The following is a 22,140-nucleotide window of genomic DNA, read 5'->3' as shown; positions in this document are numbered from 1 at the left end:
CTAAAGCGCAAAAAGTGACAATGTTTCCTCGCGCGTGGCTGGCTGACAAGCTTCAGCCAACTGGCGGATAAGGGCGGCATTATTTGGCGCCAAACTGCCATCTTTTAAATAGAGGTTATTTTCAAACCCAACCCGGCAATGGCCGCCACTGGCAATCGCATCGGTCATAACGTCAAATTCACGATGCCCAAATGCACAGATCGACCAGCTTGCCATATCGGTCAGCCCATCACCGATAAATGGCTTCATTTCGGCAGGATCAGACTGGAAATTACCGCTATAGCGGCCAAGCACCAACAAAAGATGCGGCCGCGCAGCGGGTAAAATGCCATCAGCCATCGCCACGCGGAACCGTTTGAGGTCATCAAGATCATACAGGATATGTTGCACATTTATCTGCTCAGCAAGGCTTTGGTGATAGAAATGCTTGGCAAGCGCGCGGGCAGCCTCGCCATTATCACCAATCATTTCACGAAAACCGACCGACACAAAATCAGGCTTTAAAGCAAACACCAAATCCACCTGCTGTTCAGGCGTGTAAACACCAACAGCTTCGGTGGTAATCTGCACCAGCATTTCCGGCACTTCCTGCCGCAACCCATCAAGCAATTGCCGATAGCGCCCCGCATCAAGAAGATGTTTGCCATCATCATCGCGAACATGCGCGTGAAGAATACTTGCACCAGCCGCATGGCATTCCTTGGCGGTTGCAATCGTTTCCGCAATCGTAACCGGAACGGCTGGATGGTCAGTTTTTACTTTGCGTGCGCCATTAGGTGCCGCCATGATGATTGTTGGTCGGGTCATCTTCATCCTCAAAAAACACTATAAACCACGCCAGAAAAAGCGCAGAACTGATCGCATCACTAAATGGAATACGCCCTTTTATGCTAGCACCGGCAAATCACAGGTCAAGGCGCGAGCCATCACAACATCACTGAGAAACCTATCGCCCACTATCGGAATATATGCTAATTAATTGACGTTATTTGGCTTTGGGCTTGCCCCGATAATCTGTCCCCTTAGGGCGCTTTAGTGTCAATACTATCCAACCCGCCTGCAACGAGACTGACCGACATGTCTGTGAAACCTGAAATCAGTGACTTTATTGCCCTAAAGGGCCAGCGCAAAATTGTTTGCCTAACCGCTTATAGCGCGCCAATGGCGCATGCGCTTGACCCTCATTGTGACCTTTTGCTTGTTGGCGATTCCGTGGCGATGGTCATCTATGGCATGGATACAACGCAAAATGCCGATCTTGATATGATGATCAGGCATGGTCAGGCCGTTATGCGGCGGCGACAATCGGCGCTTGTGGTGATTGATCTTCCTGCTGGCAGCTATGAAAATAGTCCGGCACAGGCCTTGGCCAGCGCTGCCGAGATTATGGCCAAAACCGGCGCTGATGCGGTCAAGCTTGAGGGCGGCACTGATCTTGCCCCGCATGTGAAATGCCTTGTTGGTTCAGGCATTCCAGTGCTTGGCCATATCGGGCTTTTGCCGCAACATGCTGTTGCAGGAGCCGCTTTTCGCATCACCGGACGAAGCGATGAAGAATCAGCCCAGCTTCATGCCGATGCTGATGCCTTGGTTACGGCAGGCGTTTTTGGCATTGTCATGGAAGGGGTTATCGAACCGGTTGCCGCATCAATTGCCCAATCTTGCGCCGTGCCAACAATCGGTATTGGTGCCTCGGCGGTTTGTGATGGGCAAATTCTTGTGACCGAAGATGTGCTTGGGCTATATGACGCCTTTACCCCGAAATTCGTTCGGAAATTTGCCAATCTTCAAGATGATATTGGCGCCGCTGCGGCTCACTATCGCGCCGCAGTCATTGATGGCAGCTTTCCAACCAAGGATCATCTTTTCTGGCCGAAAAAGACCTGATCTCAGGCAGGGCATAGTGATGAAGATTTTGCATAGCAAAGCCGAAATGACCGCCGCCACAATCGCCTGGCAAGCGGCGGGGGAAACGGTTTGCCTTGTGCCAACAATGGGAAGCATTCACCAAGGTCATCTTGCGCTGATTGCCGCAGCGCGCAAAACCGCCAATCGCGTGATTGTCAGCATTTATGTGAACCCCACACAATTTGGTGTTGGCGAGGATTTTGATCACTATCCCCGCACGCTTGAGGCTGATTGCGCGGCGATCACTGCAGCGGGTGGCTGTGATGCCATTTATGCGCCTGCCAATATGTATGATGATGGTCATGCTACCAGCATTGTTCCAGCTGGTGTTGCGCTGGCCATGGAAGGCCAGACAAGACCACATTTTTTTACCGGCGTTGCCACAATTGTTTTAAAACTATTCACCCACATCCCTGCCAATTTCGCGATTTTCGGCGAAAAAGATTACCAACAATTAGCAGTCATCCGGCAAATGGTTCGTGATCTCGATCTGAACATCACAATTCTGGCACAGCCAACAATTCGCGAAACCGATGGTTTGGCATTATCCTCGCGCAATCTGTATCTAAGCGCCAGCAACCGCAAATTGGCGCCATTGCTTTATGTCGAAATGCAGGAAACCGCCAAACAGATTGCCAAAGGAACGCCCGTTGATGCAGCCTTGGCCAGTGCCAAAACACGGCTCACCAAAGCTGGTTTTGGCAAGATTGACTATTTTGACCTACGCCATTCAGACAATCTGCAGCCAGCCAAAACATTAGTGCCAAATTGCCGGATTTTTGCCGCCATCTGGCTTGGCACAACGCGCTTGATTGATAATTATGCCCTGTGAGGGTGATTTTATCATTTGTGCTTTTTGTTCAGCCCCTCGATAATGGCCGTATCAGGCATAATGTTGATGCCGTTATGTGAAGGAGCGCTGCATGAAGCCGCAAGACCAAAATAGCGACCAAACGGCCAAAATCGCCGCAGCGATAAAACTGCTGATTGCCAGCTATGATGCTGGCGGCAGTTTGCTAATTTGTGGAAATGGCGGCAGCGCGGCCGATTGCGAACATATCGTTGGCGAATTGATGAAGGGGTTTTGCCTGCCACGGTCATTATCAGCACATGATCGTGATCGATTGACGGCCATTTGTGGAGATGATGCGGCGCGTCTTGGGGAAAAGCTTCAATATGGATTGCCAGCCCTGTCACTTGTCAGCCATTCATCCCTGATTACCGCGATTGCCAATGATCTTGATGGTGATTTGATTTTTGCCCAGCAAATATGGGCAATGGGCAAGGCCAATGATGTTTTGCTTGCCATTTCAACATCGGGAAATTCTGAAAATATCCTGCTGGCCGCAAAGACCGCCAGCGCCAAAAACATAACGGTCATCGGCCTTACCGGTGCTGGCGGCGGCAAGCTGGCACCGCTATGTGATGTGCTGATCGATGTGGCGTCTAACGATGTTGCCAGCATCCAAGAAATGCATCTTCCGATCTATCATGAAATTTGCCGCCAGCTTGAATCGCATTATTTCACCGTCTGATCAAACCCGTGCTGAAATCGGCACTGAAATTGACGCTGGTGTCTGCGCCAATACAGTTAACAAAGTCACAAATCAGATTTTCAACCGGCTAAAGACACGGCGCGCATTGCCCTCGAAAATGGCCGCTTTAGCCGCGGCATCAAGCGCAATATTCGCATCGATATAGCGTTTGGTATCATCATAATGATGATCGGTTCGTGGGTCGATTCCGCGAACGGCACCAATCATTTCCGAAGCAAAAAGAATGTTTTTTGTCGGGATGACATCAAGCAGCAAATCAATGCCGCGCTGGTGATAAACGCATGTATCAAAATAGATATTACCAAGCACCCGCGCATCCAGATCGCCAAGCCCGCGATCCTGCGCAATCCCCCGGAACCGCCCCCAATGATAAGGAACTGCCCCGCCGCCATGCGGAATGATCAGTTTCAATTCGGGAAAATCGGTAAACACATCTGAAAATAAAAGATGCGTAAAGGCAGTTGTATCACCACCAAGATAATAACTTGTGGTGGTATCAAGCGAATGATGACACGCCCCCGATACATGGATCATCGCTGGCACATCCAGCTCAACCATTTTTTCATAAAGCGGGTACCAATAGCGATCACCAAGACGCGGGTCTTTCCATGAACCACCCGATGGATCGGGGTTCAGATTACAGCCGATAAAGCCCATCTGTTCAACACAGCGCGATAATTCGGCAATGCTGTTATCCAGCGATGTCTCGGGGCTTTGCGGCAATTGACAAACCGGCACAAAATTTTCGGGAAACAAATCACAAACCCGCCGGATCAAATCATTGCAAAGCTCGGTCCAGGCTTGTGACGTGCTGGCATTACCAAGATCATGCCCCATCCAGCTTGCCCGTGGTGAAAAGATCGTCACGTCAGTGCCACGATCCTGCTGCATTTTTAGTTGGTTGTTGGCAATCGTGTCACGAATCTCGTCATCCGAAACATTGATATTGCCCTTTTCGAAAAGATGATTTGGATCATTTGCAAGCAAGGCGCGCTGTTGGTTACGGTAGGTTTCGACCTGTGGCGGCGTTGTTGTATAATGGCCATGACAATCAATAATCATAATACAATCTTTCTTTTAAAAACCGGTAATGCCACACAATGCCATGCCGCATTACGGCGTGCCTGTTTGCCCAAAAATATTACGCCAGCGCCCCAGTAAAACCAAGGCCGAAAACGGCAATGGCTAGCCCCCGCCAGCGGCAAAAAATGGCTGGTTGCGATATCCAGCCTTGCCATAGAAAAAGGGCTTGCCATCTTCGGCCGTGATGCGTCCGCCGGCGGCGCGCAACACCGCATCACCCGCGGCGGTATCCCATTCCATCGTTGGGCCATATCGCGGATATAGATCGGCCTCACCAGCGGCAATCAGGCAAAATTTTAGCGATGAGCCAATGGCGATGCTATTGGTAATCCCGCGCATTTCCAGCCATTGATTAGTTTGTGCGTCACGATGCGATGCGCTGGCGACAGCGACCGGCCCGTCGGCGGGCGGCATGCGAACATAAATTTGGCGGCAGATACCGCCCGAAATCTCAAACGCGCCATTGCCAAGACTGCCAAAAAACAGGCGGTCAAGCGCTGGAGCAAAGACAATACCCATGACCGGCTCGCCATTTCGGATAAGCCCGATGTTTACAGTAAAGGCACCATCACCGCGCGGCTTAATAAATTCCTTGGTGCCATCAAGCGGATCAACAAGAAAAAATTCTTGGCTTGCCACAAGGTTATGGCTAGCGGCATTTTCTTCGGAAATGACCTGGATTGACGGTGCCAAAGCGGCAACTTCGGCAAGTAGGATCGCTTCGGCAGCTTGATCGGCCTTGGTGACGGGACTACCATCGGCCTTGGTCTCGGCGGATGGATCGGTTTGATAGAAATCCATGATAACGCGACCCGCATGCTGCACCGGCGCAATCAGCGCTTTGACAAGCGCGCTGTCATCAATCTGGCTTTGTTCTTGCCCAACCATTGCCGCGAACGCGTTGCCTCCATTTTGCCAAAATCCAGTTTTGCTATGAATGGCGCGCAGCCCCAAAGCCCCGCGCCGCCGAATCAAAGATTACTATGCCTCGTCGCATTTGGCGAGGATAGGGGCGAATGCGTTCATTTTGCAGGAAACAGCAATAATGCAGATTTTCACATACGTTTTGCAGCGGTCCTGATATGTCTTTGGACGCAAGGGATGGTGATCCCGGAGGGACTCGAACCCCCTACCTACAGATTAGGAATCTGTCGCTCTATCCTGATGAGCTACGGGACCATAAATCTCTTATGCCCGAATTTATAATGGAATGCCAGCCTGCCAAAACGGCGTTTTTTGCGGGTTTCCCATGCCATCATCGCATTTGATGACTGCCAAAAATTTTCCTTTCATTGACAAACTCAACGCTAGGGCGCATAAGTCCGCCAAAGATGTGGCGCGCTAGGGGCGATGCTACCTTCGCGAAAAGCTATGCGCTAGAAAACAAACTAATGTCAGATATGAATCAAGAGTCTGCCGAAATTTCGGCACAAACACCGGCTGTCAACTTTGATAGTTTTGGATTACCCGAACTAATGCTGGCCACTTTGGCCCGCGAAGGCCTGGTATCCCCAACCCCCATTCAGGAAATGTCGATCCCGCTTTTGCTGGAAGGGCGCGATCTTATCGGCCTTGCCCAAACTGGCACTGGCAAAACCGCTGCCTTTCTGCTGCCTTTGATGACACATCTTGGCTACAGCGCTGCCGTTCGCGCTGGGCAGCCGCCAAAAGCATTGATTCTTGCACCGACGCGCGAATTGGCCAATCAGATCGAGCAGAATGTCAGCAAATTATCAGCCGATCTGAATATCCGCCATCTGGCCGTTTTTGGTGGGGCGCGCTATGACGCACAAATTCGCGGATTACGCCGTGGTGTCGATATTGTTGTCGCCACGCCTGGCCGTCTTGAAGATCTGATGGATCGCGGCGCGTTTGACCCAAGCGGAATCACCCATTTCGTTCTTGATGAAGCCGACCATATGCTTGATCTTGGCTTTTATCCGCCAATCAAGCGTATCGCCGGCAGCCTGCCACGCAACCGCCAGACAATGTTGTTTTCGGCAACCATGCCGCCCGAAATTGAAACGCTTGCCAAGCAGTTTCTAACCGATCCGGCACAGGTAAAAGCACCACAAACCGGCATCACTGCCGACAAGGTAACCCAGCGCGTAACCTTGATGGCCGAAGGCGATAAACGCGACCGGCTTTGTGATATTCTGAATGAACAGGATACCGGCCAAAGCTTGATCTTTGTCCGCACCAAACGGCGTGCCGATGCATTGGCAAAATTCATGGAGGTTCGCGGCTTTGCTGTTGATGCGCTTCATGGTGATATGCGCCAGACCCTGCGCCAGAAGGTGCTTCGCAATTTCCGCAGCGGCCAGTTGCGTGCCTTGATTGCAACCGATGTTGCGGCGCGCGGTATCGATGTTGCGGGTTTGAGCCATGTGATCAATTTTGATCTGACCGACACACCTGAATCCTATGTTCACCGTATTGGCCGCACCGGCCGGGCCGGTCTTGGTGGTTTGGCAATTTCATTTTGTGCGCCCGATGAGCGGAATAAGCTTGGCGCGATTATTGCCGCCGTTGGCCCGCGGGTTGAGCTGTTTGAACTTGATGGCACGCCGGTAACTGATTTCAAAGCTGGCGGTGGCGCATCACGCGGTCGTCGTCGCCCACCACAGGGCGCGCGTGGCCGCAGTGACCGTGACCGGAATGACCGTGACCGTTCAGGCCGTGACGGCCGGCGTGATGATCGGCGTGATGATCGGCGTGATGATCGTCCGGCGGGTGGTCGTGGACGCCCCGAGCGGCGTGATGATCGTCCGGCAGGTGGTCGTGGACGCCCCGAGCGGCGTGATGATCGGCCGGCAGGTGGTCGTGGACGCCCCGAGCGGCGTGATGATCGGCCGGCAGGCGGTCGTGGTCGCCCAGCAGGCAAACCCTCCGATGATGATCGCCGTCAAGCGCGGCCAGCCGGTGGCGGCCGTCCTGAAGGTGGCAGTCGCCCGAACCGTGATAGTTTTGCAAAACGTGATGATCGCCCAAACCGTGAAGGTGGCTTTAAAGGGCGCGATGATCAAGCCCGCCCCGCCCGCAGTGGCAAGCCATCATTCGGCGACAAGCCATCATTCGGCGACAAGCCAGCCCGCAGCGGCAAGCCGTCATTCGGTGACAAGCCAGCCCGCAGTGGCAAGCCAGCATTTGGTGACAAGCCAGCCCGCGGCGGTAAGCCGTCATTTGGCAGCAAGCCCGCCTTTAACAAACGTCCAAATTTTGGTGATAAGCCAGCGGCGCAAAAGCCATCATCCGATCGAGGCGATGGTGGCGCAAAACGCGCATCACCTGCCCCGAAAAAGCGCGTTGGCGCAGCGCGGCCAGGCCGCAATGCCACACCACAGGGCGGCCAGGGCACGTTGAAACGCCGCCGTTAATTCGGCCTGGGCGATCGACAAAAATAATTTGGCGCGGGGTCGGCTTACCCAATCCTGCGCCAGAAATGCCGTTGAACAGCAAAAACAATCGCTGATCCGGCCCCCATCGCCAGCAGCGCGTAAAACCACGCGCCCATCATGCTAGCGCCGCCCGCCTGATCAAGAACATAGCCAACAACCGGCGCGCCAAGCGCTCCGCCACCAAACCCAATCATGGAATGAACCGCCAGCAATGCCCCGCGGTCATAGGCATCGCCAGCCTCAACCGTCCCGGTGGTCAAGGCACCTGAATCAAGCATGATAAAGCCATTATAGATCCATAAACCGGCAACCGCGATCCAAACCGGCCCATCAAGGCTAAAGGCAACAATGACGCTGACTAGTGCCGTTGCGCCGCCAATCAACGCGATCACCCGATGCCGCCCAAAAGCAAGGCATAGCCGCGCCCCAAGCAGTGAGGCAAGCATGCCTGTCACCGTAATCAGGCTGACGATTGTTGTGACCGCCCCGATCCCCATACTGCCATCGGCGCGGCTGGCCAAAAATACTAAAAGCGCGAAACTCCATGTCCGAAAGGCAAATAATTCATAAGTATGGGTGCCATAAGCAAGAATATAGCCAAGTGCGACCGGTTTTCGAAAGGCGGGTCGCAAATCCAAGGGATGGCGTTTCGTCTTCGTGGCTGGCAAGGGCGCGACTGGACGGGGCTGAACCAAAAACAGAACCAGCATTGCGCCAAGCATTGCGCCCCCCGCCCCAAGATAGGCCGCCAGCCGCCAATCGGCATAGGCAAGCAAAACGCCCATCAAACCGAATGAACTGCCTGTGCCGATCCCAAAACAGGCGGTATACCACGGCACCGATCGAACCCGCGCGGCATCATCTAAACGTGCATTTAAAATTTGCAATCCGGGCATATAGGTGCCAGCAAGTCCCGCCCCGACCAAGGCCCAGCAAGATGCCGCCGACCAGAAATCATGCGCCAATTGCGCAAAGCCAAGACAGCCAACAGCTCCGAAAGCACATCCACCCAGAAAGATCAGCTTTGCGTCAATGCGATCGGTCAAACCGACTAAAATTGGTGTTGCCAGCAAATAGCCAAAAAAATAAGCACCACTCACCAACCCGATATCCGTATTGCTAAGACCCCACTCACGGCCAAGGCTTGTTAGAAACACCGGCCAAAGCGCAAAGCTAAGCAAGGCCAAAATGCCTGCAAGGCTGACAAGGCTTAAAAGATGTGTTGGACGATCACCAGATATCATTTATCACCAACCGGTAGGCCTAAAGTAGATCATGCTGTTACCGCCTTGCCAAGCTCTCTTGCCGATCTTTCTGGCCAAGCTCTCTCGCTAAGCTTTTTGGCCATTATGGGCAAGGCAAAAAAAAGCACCGCATGTTGCCATGCGATGCTTTTATAAGGTTATTTGGCTGGCTTAGCCACCAAGGAACAACCGGCCAACATCTGGATTTTCCAGCAAGTCATTACCCATGTCCGCAATCGCTGTTTCACCTGAAACCAGAACATAACCAATGTCGGCAAAGGCTAGGCCTTTCTTGGCATTCTGCTCGACCATGATAATGGTTTTGCCATCTTTTTTCTGCAAATCATCCAGAATTTCGAACACCATATCGATAAAGCGTGGCTCAAGGCCGATTGACGGCTCGTCAACCAGCAAAACCTGAGGCTGCATCACCAATGCCCGTGAAATCTCGAGAAGGCGACGCTCACCACCTGACAGAACGCCAGCAGGCTTGTCACGCCGATCAGCAAGACGGGTATATTTATCGAACACCATTTCGGCTGCCGCCTTCGCTTCGGCCGGACGGTCTTTCAAAAAGCCACCCATCAACAGATTTTCTTCAACCGTCATTTGCGGGAATACCGACTTGTCCTGAAGGATATAGGCAATGCCTGCTTCTGACAGCTTTTGTGATGGTGTCAAGGCGGTTACATCTTTTCCATCAACAATGATCGATCCGGAAAAAATATTTGTAAAGCCAAAGATCGAATGAAGCACAGTTGATTTACCGGCACCGTTCGGCCCAATCAAACACAAAGACTGGCCACGACCAATGCGAAGGCTGAATTCATGCAAAATTTCCATTTTGCCATAGCCTGCCCGAAGGTTGTTAATGGTCAGATAATTGTCTTTATTGGCCAGCTTTTCCAATTCGGCGATTGTTGGTGCATTTGCGGCAATCGACGCCGCTTCACGCGCCACCTGATCAACCGACATCACAACATCAACTGAACCACCGCCATAACCGCTGACGTTTTTCTTGCCTTTTCTCGCGGCTTTGGCTGGTGCCTTTTTAGCAACAGCCTTTTTCACTGGTGCTTTTTTTGCGGCAGCGGCTTTGGCTGGTGCTTTTTTCACGGCAGCTTTGGCTGGTGCTTTTTTCACGGCAGCTTTGGCTGGTGCTTTTTTCACGGCAGCTTTGGCTGGTGCTTTTTTCACGGCAGCTTTGGCTGGTGCTTTTTTCACGGCAGCTTTGGCTGGTGCTTTTTTCACGGCAGCTTTGGCTGGTGCTTTTTTCACGGCAGCTTTGGCTGGTGCTTTTTTCACGGCAGCTTTTTTCACCGGCGCCTTTTTCACAACGACTTTTTTCGGCGCAGCTGCTTTAGATGCTGGCTTTTTCGCTGTTGCCTTTTTTGCCGCAGCAGCTTTCGCAGCGGTCTTTTTTACCGGTTCTTTGGCCATTAGTGCCCTCCAAGATACGCGTCAATAACGCGTGGATCATTTTGTAGTTCTTCTGGTTTGCCATTTGCCAGCATCTTGCCGTTCGACAAACAATAGATGTGCGAGGCAAGATTCATGATCACCCGCATATTATGTTCAATCACGCACAAGGTGATGCCAAGCTCTTCATTTGCCCGTCTTAACCGGTCAATCAATCCATTGATCAATGTTGGGTTAATACCGGCAGTTGGCTCATCAAGGAGAAGTACTTTTGGTTCGTTCATCAATGCCATCGCAAATTCCAAAAGCTTTTGCTGACCAAAGGACAAATCGCCCGAGATCAAGCTTCGTTTGGAATAGAGACCCACAAATTCAAGCAGATGCTCGGCGCGATCGCGGATTTCACCACGACGACTTGCAAACATTGAATTTGATGACCCTTCACGATGCGATACCGAAATCTGCATGTTATCGACACAGTCCATTTTGCTGTAGATACGGGTTTGCTGGAATGTCCGCAACATGCCAAGCCGCGCGATGTCACCAACGCGAAGCTTGGAAATTTCGGTATCATCAAATTTGATTGAACCGGCATCAATCGGATGATAGCCCACAATCGAGTTGAACAATGTGGTTTTGCCACAACCGTTCGGCCCGATAATGCCAGTGATCGAGCCCCGCTCTACTGTCAGTGAGATATCGACATTTGCTTTAACACCGCCATAGGCTTTGGAGACGTTATTAACTGCAATAATTGGGTCAGCCATTTATGCCTCCTCTTTCGCTTGTGTGGTGGATTGATCGACGGTGATGCCAAATTTTTCAGGATATTTGGTTTGCAACCAGCCCATGATGCCCTGCTGGAAGTAAACAATGTTTACAATCAGGATCAGACCAAGAGCCACCCACTGCCACCCAAGAAGATAGGTCCATGTGGTTTCTTTGATAACATGGAACAAGACCGCACCAAGAACCGGGCCCCACAAGGTGCCTTTGCCGCCGAGAAGCGCCATTGCCACCATGAAGATACCAAATGTTGGCGCCGGAAAAGCCACCTCAATCGGCTCGATATAGCCAACCATATTTCCAAAGACGGCACCGCTACAGCCCATATAGAATGCGGCAATGCCCCATCCAAATTGTTTGTACTTCATGGTTGGAATGCCCATGGCTTCGGCTTTGTCTTCATCATCACGAATTGCATTTGCTGCCAAACCGAACTGCGTTGAGAACATCCAGCGGATGGTGAAATGCGATAAGATCGCCAGCACAAAACAGATGATATAAAAGAAGGTTGAGCGGAAGTGAATATCCCAAGGGAAAAACGGCATTGAGATACCAGCACCGCCACCAATCGTGTCAATCGTTCCAGCAATCTGACCTGCTGCAATCGCCACACCAAGTGTACCAATGGCGAAATATGGCCCACGAAGACCGAATACCACGGCCCCAAGAAGGCGGGCAAGAACCACACAGCCAACACCACCAGCCAAAATACCCATGGCTAAGCCGCTGAAATATTGCTCGTCGGTAAAGACCGGCTTAATCGCGCCGTATGACGCGGTATAAAGCGCGATATCATAGAACATTGAGACCTGAATAACCGCCGAGATATACATGCCAACGCCAAAGAAGGTGATGTTGCCAAGTGAGTTGTACCCCATCTGGCCGCCTGTAATATCCCATGTTGAGGCCATCAGAACCATGACCCAAAGAACCGCCATTTGCTGGATGTAGTTCGGGAACAGAATTGGCCCCACAACACCCGAAATCGCGATTGCGAGATAAAGTAGAATTTGATTTTTAGTCATTACCGTACCACCTGCCGCTGACGCCGCAATTGAATTTGTCGCCACATGAGGACCCCAAGTAGCATAAAGACTGCCGAAGCAACCTGCCATTCGGCACCGGCAATAATGCCAGCATATTGCTCAACCCAGCCAAGCGCAAAGCTCATGCCGATAACGGCTGGCAAATTGCCGAGACCGGCTGCCGTCACAATGGCGAATGTCCGAAGTGAGTAAACAATGCCGTAGAAAGGTTGAAGCACCCAGATCATTGAAACCAATACACCGGCAACGCCACAAATCGAAGCGTTCAATGAATAGGTAAAGGCATAAACATTATCCGTATTGATGCCAAGCACTCGTGCGGCGCGTGCATCCTGCGCTGTTGCGCGGATGGCCTGCCCCATACGGGATTTTTTCATAAAGATAACCACAGCAAGCGCGAAGATCATGGCAAGTGCCAAAGACACAATCTTAACCACCGGAATGGTCACAAAATCATCGAACATTGTGAAAATCGGAAAATGCGAATCAATGGTTTGAACTTCTGGCCCATAGATCAGGTTCATAACCTGCTGAAGCAAAAGTGACAGGCCAAAGGTTGCCAATAATGAAACAAACATGTCGTTGTCAATCACCCGGCGAATGATCATTATATAAACGATCCAGCCGAACATGAACATACAAACGGCCACGATAGGGATGGCAATAACAGGGTGAATGCCAAGCTTGTAAAGCGAGAAAGCGACATAACCACCCATGATGACAAAGTCACCCTGAGCAAGGTTTTTCACATTCATCACGCCCCATACAAGCGCCAGTCCATAGGCTGACAGCGCGAAAACAGCACCAACAAAGATGCCGTCTAAGATCATCTGAATGTTCATCACAGGCGCGTAAACAAACAGCAATTGAAGATTGTCTAACATGATTCCTCCAGCCCGAATTCAAGAAAAATAGGGACCTGCAAAAAAAACGGGAAGCCCGAATTGGGCTTCCCGTAGTGAGATTGGTAGATTAGTAGTTGGCTTTCCGTGGGAACGTCATGTCAGCTGGTGAAACGATCGGCTTGTAGCTGCCATCTGCACCAATTTGACGATAGAACATCGGCTTAGCAATGTTGTTGCCTTCCGGTGCGAATTTGATATCGCCATAGAAGGTTTCCATGTTTGTTGCTGCCAATGCGTCACGAACTTGTTTTTGGTCAAAGCTGTTTGCACGCTCAAATGCGTCCTTGAAAACCAGAACAGCGGCAGATGCCTGAGCTGTCTGATAAGGAACTGCTGAGTAGCTAGGATGCAGCTTCTTGAAATCTTCGTTCCACTGCGATGCTGTCCCGAAGTAAGCATCTTTCTTTGGCAGGTTTGACAGCCACTGCGTTGGGCACATCATGCCGTTTGCTGATTTTGGAAACTTCTCATGAACCTTTGCAGCTTCACAATGTGTGATCGCAACAACAGGTGCCTGAATTTTCATTTCCTCAATCTGACGTGCAGCAGTCGCTGCGCCTTTTGAGTGACCAGAAACCAGAAGAATGTCAGGCTTTAGCGCCTTGAACTTGGTCAAGGTTGCTGACATGTCTGAAAGGTCAGCTGGCAATTTGTCGTCAATCACGATTTTCATGTTGTATTTCTTGGCAACGTCAAGAACACCGGCACGAACGTCAAGTGAGAAACCGTCATTTTCAAAGGCCATACCGATCCGCATTTTTGCAGGATCTTTGCCTTCTGATTTTGCACGCTGTGCGACAACGTCAAGAACTGGCGCAAGGTAATATTCAGAAGTTGACAGAACCGCGAACATGTACTTGTAGCCTTGCGTGAACAAAGAGCGAGATGCGCCCTCGGCCTCAACCATTGGCACGCCAAACTTTTCAGTCACTGGTGCAACAGCTTTGGTCAGACCTGTGCCATATGGCCCAAGCATGAATTCAACGCCGTCCTGCTGGATCAAACGCTCGGCAAGCTGTGTTGCACGTGCAGGTGTTGATTCGTCATCATAATATTTGATCGCAAGCTTGTAGCTTTTGCCACCAACTTTAACGCCACCTTTTTCGTTGATACGATCAACTGCAAAATCATATCCGCGCTGTGTGTGCAAACCATTGGTAGAATATTTACCAGAAAGTGAGATTGCTGACCCAAGGATGATGGTGTCGCCTTCGACTTTCGCCATGGCACCACCGGCAACCCCAACAGCAAGGGCCGTACCCAGCGCTATTGATAGTTTATTATACATTCTTAATTCCTCCCAGAATTGAACATTAGAGCTCGGCCTTAACTTGCTCGATTTTGATCAAGACGCCAAGTAAGAATTTACCATTAAAATGAAAAATTATACCTGACGCAACACAAACTGGCCCTGAATGCGCAATTAATCACTAAAGTTGCGACATTTAAGCTGATTGACCTTCTTGCATTCCATTATCAAAGGCAGGGCCAGATTAGACAGGCACATCACCTTTCAGCGTTATGCGATGCAATAGCCGGCGATATCCATGATAATCATTCAATGGGTAATGCTGCACGCAACGATTGTCCCAAAAAGCAACATCACCAACCTGCCAACGCAACCGGCATTGAAATTCAGGCGAAATCTGATGCGTGAACAGATAGTCTAAAAGCCCGCGGCTTTCCTCCTCGCTCCAGCCGTCGAATGCGACCGTATGCGCCGCATTGACAAATAGCGCCTTGCGACCCGTTTCGGGATGCGTTCGCACCACCGGATGAATGCCAACCAACGCGTCAGGATCAACGCCGCTTCCCGAATCCTTTAACCGTTCGCTTCGGGTTGACGCCACCCGCTTTTTGCCCGCTGCATTCACTGCCCATAGCCCGTCAAGAACCGCACGCAATGAATCCGACAATTGGTCATAGGCATCATATTGGCTGGCAAAGAGCGTATCGCCGCCAAGTGGTGGCAGTTCCTTGGCATAGAGCAATGTCGCCATTGGCGGGCATTTTTGATAGGTCGTATCGGAATGCCAGATACCGCCAAAATTGACCTTTTCATCTTCTTTTTTCAGCACTTCGGTAATCATCGGAAACCCGTCAAGGCCGGTCAGGAACGGATAGATGTCAGGATCACCAATGGCACTGGCAAAGCCCAGCTGTTGCGCCGGTGTGATATTTTGCCCGCGAATCACGATCATTTGATATTCAAGCCAGACAGCGCGCAATTCGGCAATAAGCCCGTCATCATGCGCCGCACTTAGATCAACACCCGTTATCTCGGCGCCCATTGCAGGCGCTAGCGCTGTTACCTTCATCAAAAAACCTCATCCCGAAATGGTGGGCGCATTACGCCTCGATTTGCCCTTGGTCTTACCGATTATCTATATGTAAAAGATCGCATTGATTGAAATGGCCAGACGCCACATTACCGATAAATCATCTTCGCCAAGATTTGAGAAAAAGCAAGTCTGATTGACTGGATCTATTTTTAGCCACAACTGGTACCAAAGTCAGCTTGGCTTCGCCGAAAAATGATAGTACAACCATCGCCTAAAGTTTCCGATCGGCGTCCGAGATAGTCTTGAGGCAAGATACGACAGGCCGAAAGACAAACATCTGACGACATACCATTTGTAACAGTAACTTGATTTAACGACAGGGTGACAACTCATGAAGATGACAACCGAAGAAGCGTTTGTAAAAGTATTGCAAATGCATGGCATTGAAAATGCTTTTGGCATTATTGGCTCTGCAATGATGCCAATTTCTGACCTATTCCCACAGGCTGGTATTACCTTCTGGGACGCCGCGCATGAGTGTAATGCAGGTATGATGGCCGACGGCTTTACCCGCGCCACCGGCAAAATGTCGATGATGGTTGCGCAAAATGGCCCTGGCATCACCAATTTCGTAACTCCGGTCAAAACAGCTTATTGGAACCATACGCCATTGCTATTGGTCACGCCACAAGCGGCCAATAAAACACTTGGTCAAGGTGGTTTTCAGGAAGTTGAACAAATGGCTTTGTTCAAAGACATGGTTGCGTATCAAGAAGAAGTCCGCGACCCGACACGCATTGCCGAAACATTGAACCGCGTTATCCTTCAGGCAAAACGTGCATCAGCTCCAGCCCAAATCAATATCCCACGCGATTTCTGGACACAAATCATTGATATTGAATTGCCGGCGATTGTTGAATTTGAGCGCCCATCAGGCGGCGAAGATGCCATCAGCCAAGCCGCAGCTTTGCTATCAGAAGCCAAATTCCCAGTTCTGTTGAATGGTGCTGGCGTTGTTATTGGCGGAGCAATCGATGCATCAATGAAACTGGCCGAGCGTCTTGATGCGCCTGTGTGCTGTGGCTATCAGCATAATGACGCATTCCCGGGTTCACATCCGCTATTTGCCGGCCCGCTTGGCTATAACGGATCAAAAGCCGGTATGGAACTGATTGCCAAGGCCGATGTTGTTCTGGCTTTGGGCACGCGCCTGAATCCATTTTCAACACTTCCCGGTTACGGCATCGATTATTGGCCAAAAGATGCCAAGATCATCCAGGTTGATATCAACCCTGATCGCATCGGCCTAACTAAGCCAGTTTCAGTGGGCATCGTTGGCGACGCCAAAAAAGTTGCCATGAGCATTCTTGATAAGCTGGCAAGCACCGCTGGCGATAGCGGCCGCAGCAGCCGTAAAGAACTCATTGCCACAACCAAATCAGCATGGGCGCAAGAGCTGACATCGCTTGACCATGAAGATGATGATCCAGGAACAACATGGAACGAGCGTGCGCGTGACCGTGAGCCAAAGAAAATGTCGCCTCGCATGGCATGGCGTGCGATCCAATCGGCGCTGCCAAAAGATGCAATCATTTCATCTGACATTGGCAATAATTGCGCGATTGGTAACGCCTATCCAACATTTGAAGAAGGCCGTAAATATCTGGCGCCGGGTCTGTTCGGGCCTTGTGGCTATGGCCTGCCGTCAATCATGGGGGCCAAAATTGGCCGCCGTGATGTTCCGGTTGTTGGCTTCGCTGGCGATGGTGCCTTTGGCATTTCAATGAATGAAATGTCGGCAATTGGCCGCGAAGAATGGCCAGCCATCACCATGGTGATTTTCCGCAACTATCAGTGGGGCGCCGAAAAGCGCAACACAACCTTGTGGTTTGACGATAACTTTGTTGGCACCGAGCTTGATCAGCAGGTCTCTTATGCTGGTGTTGCCAAGGCATGTGGTGTTGAAGGCGTTGCTGTTTCGACAATGGATGAGCTTCGCGATGCATTGGCCAAGGCGGTTGACGCCCAGATGAATGATGGCGTGACCACCTTTATCGAAGTGCTGTTGAACCAAGAGCTTGGCGAGCCATTCCGTCGTGACGCAATGAAAAAGCCAGTATCGGTTGCTGGCATCAGCCAAACCGATATGCGGCCACAGCAAGGCGCATAATATCGCATTTGCGATACGGCGAAGGCCAATATAGAAGCATGGAAAAGGGGCTGCCAATAGCAGCCCCTTAATCTTTGCAAAAGGCACACGGTATGAACTGCGTCGCTTCAATGCCATTTAAGCCCCTTAACTGGCAAGCCCGTTTTGTGACCAGCGCATTATCTGGCCAGATCGTTGGTTATTAGACAGTTAGGATCGTACAGCCTGTTGTAGCACGGCCCGTCAATGCCTCATGCGCTTTTGCCACATCTTCCAAGGCAAAACGCTGATTGATCGAAACATTGATTGTGCCATCGGTAACGGCCTTGAATAGTTTTGCCGATGCCGCATCAAGCCATGACCGATCACCAACAAAATGAAACAATGTTGGACGGCTCAGATAATAAGACCCTTTTGAAAGATCAGTGATTTTGAAATCAGCATATGGCCCTGATGATTGGCCAAAGGCGATGATCGTGCCGCGCCGTTTGGTCGAGGTGATGGTTCGCGCCATTGTGTCATTGCCAACCGAATCATATGCCACAGTCACGCCTTCACCATTGGTCAGGCGCATCACTTCGGCTTCGAAATCGGTACTGGTATAATCAATCACATGATCAAACCCATTGGCCTTGGCAAGGGCGCATTTTTCGGCACCGCCAGCCGTTCCAATTGTGGTGGCACCAAGCGCCTTTAGCCATTGGCCGGCAATCAGACCAACACCTCCAGCCGCAGCGTGAAACAGCACTGTATCACCCGGCTTAACCGCATAGCTGTCATGGATAAGATAGGCAACGGTCAAGCCTTTCAGCATGATCGATGCGGCCAAATCACTTGGTACATTATCCGGCAATTTGACAACATAAGCGGCGTCAATCACCCGGTGGGTGGCATAGGCACCATTGGCAAGCGTATAGCCAACCCGGTCGCCGACAGCCAGACCTTTGACATCACTGCCAACCGCTTCGATGATGCCAGCACCTTCAGACCCGAGAATAAGATCACCATCAACCGGCCATGGATAGGCACCATTGCGGATATAAATATCGAGGAAATTAATGCCGACCGCGTCATGTTTGATCAACACTTCACCCGCTGCGGGAGTTAAATCCCCAAGCGTGATTTTATGAAGAACTTCAGACCCACCTGGTTTGGCGGCTGCCATTGCGTAACCCATTCTCTATCTCCTTGGAATATATATGTCGGTTTAGCATTCATCTATCTAGCCGCAAAGCCCAATCCGAAACCGGTAAATAGCGGCAAAAATTCTCTTTGTCTCTTACTGCCTATTCAGCAAAATTGCTAGTCAGATACGCTGACAAGCCGAATTCCTCGAGAATTATTAAACCATAAAATGAACATCTAATTGATAATGTTTTATTTTTAATCATTTTCACCATTAGAGAGATGCGATTTGACTTGCACAATGAAAAATTCGCCCTAGGCTTTTTTCTATTGGCTAACTAAAGGGGGAATTTAGAATGACTAATGCAAAAATCGGCACGTCCGAGCAACTTAAAGATCCAAATCATGAGATACCGTTTGGGCCGCGTACCGCCCTTGGTATCCAGCATGTTCTGGCAATGTTTGCCAGCAACGTCACACCATCAATTATCATCGCTGGCGCTGCCGGTTTTGCTTTTGGTGGTGAGGATATGGTCTATCTTGTGCAAATGGCGATGTTGTTTGCAGGGGTTGCCACATTATTTCAGACAATCGGCTTTGGCCCGATTGGTGCAAGATTGCCTGTCATGCAGGGCACAAGCTTTGCCTTTGTTCCGATCATGATTGGTATCGTTAAAACCAGTGGCATGGCCGCCTTGTTCGGCGCGGTGATTGTTGCCGGTCTGTTTCATACATTTCTTGGCAGTGTCATTGGCCGCATCCGCCATTGGTTTCCGCCATTGGTGACAGGCATTGTGATTACCGCCATTGGCTTGGCATTGTTACCAGTCGGCATTAAATATGCGTCTGGTGGTGCCGCAGCTTTTCAAATGAACGCACCTGAATGGGGCGATTTCAGCCGCTGGGGTCTTGCGCTTGTGGTGATCTTCGTTGCCCTTGGTTTCAAATTCTTTACCCGAGGTACCATGTCATCTGCGGCCATTCTAATCGGCTTGATCGCCGGTTATGTTGTTGGCTATCTGACTGGTGCGGTTAATTTTGGCGGTGTTGCCAAGGCGGCTTGGTTTGCCGTACCGCAGCCGTTCAAATATGGGGTCGAGTTTAGCGCCTTTGCCATTATCGGCATGTGCTTAATGTCGCTTGTCAGCGCCATTGAAACAGTTGGTGATATTTCGGGTATTGCCAAAGGTGGTGCAAACCGGGAAGCCACTGATAAAGAGCTGTCGGGTGGCACTTATGCTGATGGTTTTGGCAGCTTTGTCGCTGGTTTATTTGGCGGTTTGCCAAACACGTCATTCAGCCAGAATGTTGGATTGATCTCGATGACAGGTGTAATGAGCCGTTCGGTTGTTACGCTTGGTGCCTTGTTCCTTGTCGCTTGTGGTCTCATTCCAAAGGTTGGTGCCGTCGTTGCGGCAATGCCAATTTCAGTTTTGGGCGGCGGCGTGATCGTGATGTTTGGTATGGTTGTTAGCGCTGGCATCAATATGTTGTCAGATGTGAATTGGAACCGTCGCAATATGATCATTTTGGCAATGTCACTTTCGGTTGGGCTTGGCATTCAAGCCGTGCCAAAATCAATGCAACATTTGCCCGATTCATTCGAAATGCTGATGGTGTCAGGGTTACTTCCTGCGGCAGCGATTTCGGTGATCTTGAACCTGCTGATTCCAAAAGATATCGATTAATCAAAAAGAAGTCTTGCGAGACGAGCGCGCGCAAAGCCATGATATGGTTCAATCATCATGCCGCCGGATCACATGGTTCGGCGGTATATTTACGACAGGAATATATCAATTATGGCTGATAAAACACTTCTGTTGAAAAATGCTGACCTGCTATGCACGATGAAGCTAAGCGATGCGGGTAGCGGCCAATCGGCGGCGCATGTTGGGCGCCCGGGTGATCATTGCGGTGCTGAAATCAAAAATGGTGGCCTTTTTGCCCGAAATGGGGTCATCGAAGCCGTTGGCGATACAGATTCTTTACCGGCTGATGCTGATATGGTGATTGATATGACCGGCCATGTGATGATACCGGGCATGGTCAATACGCATCATCATATGTTTCAAAATCTTACACGCGCCGTTCCAGCGGCGCAAAATGCCCCACTATTTGGCTGGTTGCAAACGCTCTATCCGATCTGGTGCAATCTTGGCCCTGATCATATTTACTGGTCAAACGCCCTTGCGATGGCCGAGCTCGCGCTTAGCGGCTGCACCACATCATCTGATCATCTCTATCTATATCCAAACGGCGCGCGGCTTGATGATTCCTTTGCGGCGGCGGCTGATATTGGAATGAGGTTTCATGGCACTCGCGGATCAATGAGCATTGGCGAGTCAAAGGGCGGGCTTCCGCCTGACCGCCTGACCGAAGCTGAGCCTACGATTCTGGCTGATTGCCAGCGCGTGATCGAAACGCATCACAATGCCGATCGTTACGCCATGCATCGTGTGGCACTTGCCCCTTGTTCGCCCTTTTCGGTTAGCATGGATCTGATGCGGGAAACCGCCCATTTAGCGCGCGCCTATGAGGTTGGCATGCATACGCATTTGGCCGAAAACAGTGAAGATATTGACTATAGTCTTGCCAGTTTTGGCATGCGTCCGGGCGAATATATCGAAGCTGTCGAATGGATTGGCCATGATGTCTGGCATGCACATTGTGTGCAGCTTGACCCACAAGAAATTAACCTGTTTGCCCGCACCAAAACCGGCATTGCCCATTGTCCCTGTTCAAATATGCGCCTATCAAGTGGCATCGCACCGATACGTGAAATGATTGATGCTGGCGTGAAAGTCGGTCTTGGCGTTGATGGATCAGCATCGAATGATAGTGGTCATATGTTGAATGAGGCGCGTCAGGCGATGCTGTTGCAGCGGGTGATGAAAACGGGCGATGCCATGACGGCGCGCGAATCTTTGGCGCTTGCAACACGCGGTGGCGCGGCGGTCTTGAACCGTGATGATATCGGCGTTCTGGCACCGGGCTATGCTGCCGATATCGCTGCTTTTGATTGTCGTGGTATTGATTTTGCTGGTGCTGAATGGGATTTGCTGGCGGGGTTGTTGTTCTGCGGCCCCATCAAAACCAGCTATACGATCATCAATGGCAAAATCATTGTCGACCAGGGCCAGCTTGTGAGCATGGATATGCGGCATTTGCTGTCAAAACATCGCGCCATGACGGCCGATCTAATGAGCAAAGCCTAACCAGATACCTGACCCAGTACAGGC

The 22,140-nt window shown here is 50.8% G+C and carries 18 protein-coding genes and 1 tRNA gene; 7 read left to right on the top strand and 12 right to left on the bottom strand.

Annotated elements, in window-relative coordinates; genetic code table 11:
• The gene (locus ABXT40_RS01020) at window positions 1–807 is read right to left on the bottom strand and encodes a 3-keto-5-aminohexanoate cleavage protein (protein WP_443645989.1); all 807 of its coding nucleotides are present in this window, start codon (window positions 805–807) and stop codon (window positions 1–3) included.
• Window positions 808–1,077: 270 nt separating this feature from the next.
• Between ABXT40_RS01020 and panB the strand changes: the two genes are divergently transcribed.
• The 3 genes from panB to ABXT40_RS01005 all read left to right on the top strand — a co-directional run bounded on the left by panB (window position 1,078) and on the right by ABXT40_RS01005 (window position 3,443).
• The gene (gene panB / locus ABXT40_RS01015) at window positions 1,078–1,887 is read left to right on the top strand and encodes a 3-methyl-2-oxobutanoate hydroxymethyltransferase (RefSeq protein WP_443645988.1); all 810 of its coding nucleotides are present in this window, start codon (window positions 1,078–1,080) and stop codon (window positions 1,885–1,887) included.
• A 19-nt stretch (window positions 1,888–1,906) separates the two neighbouring features.
• On the top strand, window positions 1,907–2,740 hold the full coding sequence (panC, locus tag ABXT40_RS01010; RefSeq protein WP_443645987.1) for a pantoate--beta-alanine ligase: 834 nt from the start codon (window positions 1,907–1,909) through the stop codon (window positions 2,738–2,740).
• Window positions 2,741–2,831: 91 nt separating this feature from the next.
• Window positions 2,832–3,443, top strand: a complete 612-nt coding sequence (locus tag ABXT40_RS01005; RefSeq protein ID WP_443645986.1) for a D-sedoheptulose-7-phosphate isomerase — start codon at window positions 2,832–2,834, stop codon at window positions 3,441–3,443.
• A gap of 72 nt (window positions 3,444–3,515) precedes the next feature.
• Here the strand turns inward: ABXT40_RS01005 and ABXT40_RS01000 are convergent, their stop codons facing one another.
• The 3 genes from ABXT40_RS01000 to ABXT40_RS00990 form a co-directional block, all read right to left on the bottom strand.
• A complete protein-coding gene (locus ABXT40_RS01000) occupies window positions 3,516–4,526 on the bottom strand; it encodes an amidohydrolase family protein (RefSeq protein WP_443645985.1) in 1,011 nt (336 codons plus the stop codon).
• Between the two features lie 123 nt (window positions 4,527–4,649).
• Window positions 4,650–5,435 (bottom strand): 3'(2'),5'-bisphosphate nucleotidase CysQ, encoded by a 786-nt coding sequence (cysQ, locus tag ABXT40_RS00995; protein WP_443645984.1) that lies wholly within the window; start codon window positions 5,433–5,435, stop codon window positions 4,650–4,652.
• A gap of 214 nt (window positions 5,436–5,649) precedes the next feature.
• Window positions 5,650–5,726, bottom strand: a tRNA-Arg gene (locus ABXT40_RS00990).
• A gap of 212 nt (window positions 5,727–5,938) precedes the next feature.
• Here ABXT40_RS00990 and ABXT40_RS00985 point away from each other — a divergent pair.
• Window positions 5,939–7,924 (top strand): DEAD/DEAH box helicase, encoded by a 1,986-nt coding sequence (locus tag ABXT40_RS00985; RefSeq protein ID WP_443645983.1) that lies wholly within the window; start codon window positions 5,939–5,941, stop codon window positions 7,922–7,924.
• Between the two features lie 44 nt (window positions 7,925–7,968).
• Here the strand turns inward: ABXT40_RS00985 and ABXT40_RS00980 are convergent, their stop codons facing one another.
• The 7 genes from ABXT40_RS00980 to ABXT40_RS00950 all read right to left on the bottom strand — a co-directional run bounded on the left by ABXT40_RS00980 (window position 7,969) and on the right by ABXT40_RS00950 (window position 15,663).
• A complete protein-coding gene (locus ABXT40_RS00980; RefSeq protein ID WP_443645982.1) occupies window positions 7,969–9,189 on the bottom strand; it encodes an MFS transporter in 1,221 nt (406 codons plus the stop codon).
• A 171-nt stretch (window positions 9,190–9,360) separates the two neighbouring features.
• Window positions 9,361–10,164, bottom strand: a complete 804-nt coding sequence (locus tag ABXT40_RS00975) for an ABC transporter ATP-binding protein (RefSeq protein WP_443646938.1) — start codon at window positions 10,162–10,164, stop codon at window positions 9,361–9,363.
• Window positions 10,165–10,628: 464 nt separating this feature from the next.
• The gene (locus tag ABXT40_RS00970; protein ID WP_443645981.1) at window positions 10,629–11,375 is read right to left on the bottom strand and encodes an ABC transporter ATP-binding protein; all 747 of its coding nucleotides are present in this window, start codon (window positions 11,373–11,375) and stop codon (window positions 10,629–10,631) included.
• Window positions 11,376–12,419: a branched-chain amino acid ABC transporter permease gene (locus ABXT40_RS00965; protein WP_443645980.1), complete on the bottom strand. Its 1,044-nt coding sequence runs from the start codon at window positions 12,417–12,419 to the stop codon at window positions 11,376–11,378.
• Entirely contained in the window at window positions 12,419–13,324 is a 906-nt protein-coding gene (locus tag ABXT40_RS00960) for a branched-chain amino acid ABC transporter permease (RefSeq protein WP_443645979.1), read from the bottom strand. The genes ABXT40_RS00965 and ABXT40_RS00960 overlap by 1 nt, the downstream gene beginning before the upstream one ends.
• An 88-nt stretch (window positions 13,325–13,412) precedes the next feature.
• The gene (locus ABXT40_RS00955; protein ID WP_443645978.1) at window positions 13,413–14,633 is read right to left on the bottom strand and encodes an amino acid ABC transporter substrate-binding protein; all 1,221 of its coding nucleotides are present in this window, start codon (window positions 14,631–14,633) and stop codon (window positions 13,413–13,415) included.
• A 205-nt stretch (window positions 14,634–14,838) separates the two neighbouring features.
• A complete protein-coding gene (locus ABXT40_RS00950; protein WP_443645977.1) occupies window positions 14,839–15,663 on the bottom strand; it encodes a TauD/TfdA dioxygenase family protein in 825 nt (274 codons plus the stop codon).
• Between the two features lie 355 nt (window positions 15,664–16,018).
• Between ABXT40_RS00950 and xsc the strand changes: the two genes are divergently transcribed.
• Complete coding sequence (gene xsc / locus ABXT40_RS00945; RefSeq protein WP_443645976.1) at window positions 16,019–17,797, top strand: sulfoacetaldehyde acetyltransferase; 1,779 nt, start codon at window positions 16,019–16,021, stop codon at window positions 17,795–17,797.
• Window positions 17,798–17,978: 181 nt separating this feature from the next.
• On the opposite strand, the gene ABXT40_RS00940 is transcribed toward xsc, so the two are convergent.
• Window positions 17,979–18,953: a quinone oxidoreductase family protein gene (locus tag ABXT40_RS00940; protein ID WP_443645975.1), complete on the bottom strand. Its 975-nt coding sequence runs from the start codon at window positions 18,951–18,953 to the stop codon at window positions 17,979–17,981.
• Between the two features lie 304 nt (window positions 18,954–19,257).
• Between ABXT40_RS00940 and ABXT40_RS00935 the strand changes: the two genes are divergently transcribed.
• Together ABXT40_RS00935 and ABXT40_RS00930 are read left to right on the top strand one after the other, a co-directional pair.
• On the top strand, window positions 19,258–20,589 hold the full coding sequence (locus tag ABXT40_RS00935) for a uracil-xanthine permease family protein (protein WP_443645974.1): 1,332 nt from the start codon (window positions 19,258–19,260) through the stop codon (window positions 20,587–20,589).
• 111 nt (window positions 20,590–20,700) lie between these two features.
• A complete protein-coding gene (locus tag ABXT40_RS00930; protein ID WP_443645973.1) occupies window positions 20,701–22,116 on the top strand; it encodes an 8-oxoguanine deaminase in 1,416 nt (471 codons plus the stop codon).
• Window positions 22,117–22,140 lie beyond the last annotated feature (24 nt).

Origin of the sequence: Candidatus Ponderosibacter sp. Uisw_141_02, assembly GCF_048087665.1 — a bacterium.
In the GTDB taxonomy this organism is placed as follows: domain Bacteria; phylum Pseudomonadota; class Alphaproteobacteria; order Puniceispirillales; family Puniceispirillaceae; genus UBA3439.
Note: the sequence above shows the minus strand (reverse complement) of the source record. Positions and strands in the feature narration are given on the sequence as shown.

Coding starts and splice junctions, on each gene's coding strand:
- ABXT40_RS01020 (WP_443645989.1), bottom strand. CDS start 807: ATGACCCGACCAACAATCATCATGGCGGCACCTAATGGCGCACGCAAA.
- panB (WP_443645988.1), top strand. CDS start 1,078: ATGTCTGTGAAACCTGAAATCAGTGACTTTATTGCCCTAAAGGGCCAG.
- panC (WP_443645987.1), top strand. CDS start 1,907: ATGAAGATTTTGCATAGCAAAGCCGAAATGACCGCCGCCACAATCGCC.
- ABXT40_RS01005 (WP_443645986.1), top strand. CDS start 2,832: ATGAAGCCGCAAGACCAAAATAGCGACCAAACGGCCAAAATCGCCGCA.
- ABXT40_RS01000 (WP_443645985.1), bottom strand. CDS start 4,526: ATGATTATTGATTGTCATGGCCATTATACAACAACGCCGCCACAGGTC.
- cysQ (WP_443645984.1), bottom strand. CDS start 5,435: ATGGTTGGGCAAGAACAAAGCCAGATTGATGACAGCGCGCTTGTCAAA.
- ABXT40_RS00985 (WP_443645983.1), top strand. CDS start 5,939: ATGTCAGATATGAATCAAGAGTCTGCCGAAATTTCGGCACAAACACCG.
- ABXT40_RS00980 (WP_443645982.1), bottom strand. CDS start 9,189: ATGATATCTGGTGATCGTCCAACACATCTTTTAAGCCTTGTCAGCCTT.
- ABXT40_RS00975 (WP_443646938.1), bottom strand. CDS start 10,164: ATGTCGGTTGATCAGGTGGCGCGTGAAGCGGCGTCGATTGCCGCAAAT.
- ABXT40_RS00970 (WP_443645981.1), bottom strand. CDS start 11,375: ATGGCTGACCCAATTATTGCAGTTAATAACGTCTCCAAAGCCTATGGC.
- ABXT40_RS00965 (WP_443645980.1), bottom strand. CDS start 12,419: ATGACTAAAAATCAAATTCTACTTTATCTCGCAATCGCGATTTCGGGT.
- ABXT40_RS00960 (WP_443645979.1), bottom strand. CDS start 13,324: ATGTTAGACAATCTTCAATTGCTGTTTGTTTACGCGCCTGTGATGAAC.
- ABXT40_RS00955 (WP_443645978.1), bottom strand. CDS start 14,633: ATGTATAATAAACTATCAATAGCGCTGGGTACGGCCCTTGCTGTTGGG.
- ABXT40_RS00950 (WP_443645977.1), bottom strand. CDS start 15,663: ATGAAGGTAACAGCGCTAGCGCCTGCAATGGGCGCCGAGATAACGGGT.
- xsc (WP_443645976.1), top strand. CDS start 16,019: ATGAAGATGACAACCGAAGAAGCGTTTGTAAAAGTATTGCAAATGCAT.
- ABXT40_RS00940 (WP_443645975.1), bottom strand. CDS start 18,953: ATGGGTTACGCAATGGCAGCCGCCAAACCAGGTGGGTCTGAAGTTCTT.
- ABXT40_RS00935 (WP_443645974.1), top strand. CDS start 19,258: ATGACTAATGCAAAAATCGGCACGTCCGAGCAACTTAAAGATCCAAAT.
- ABXT40_RS00930 (WP_443645973.1), top strand. CDS start 20,701: ATGGCTGATAAAACACTTCTGTTGAAAAATGCTGACCTGCTATGCACG.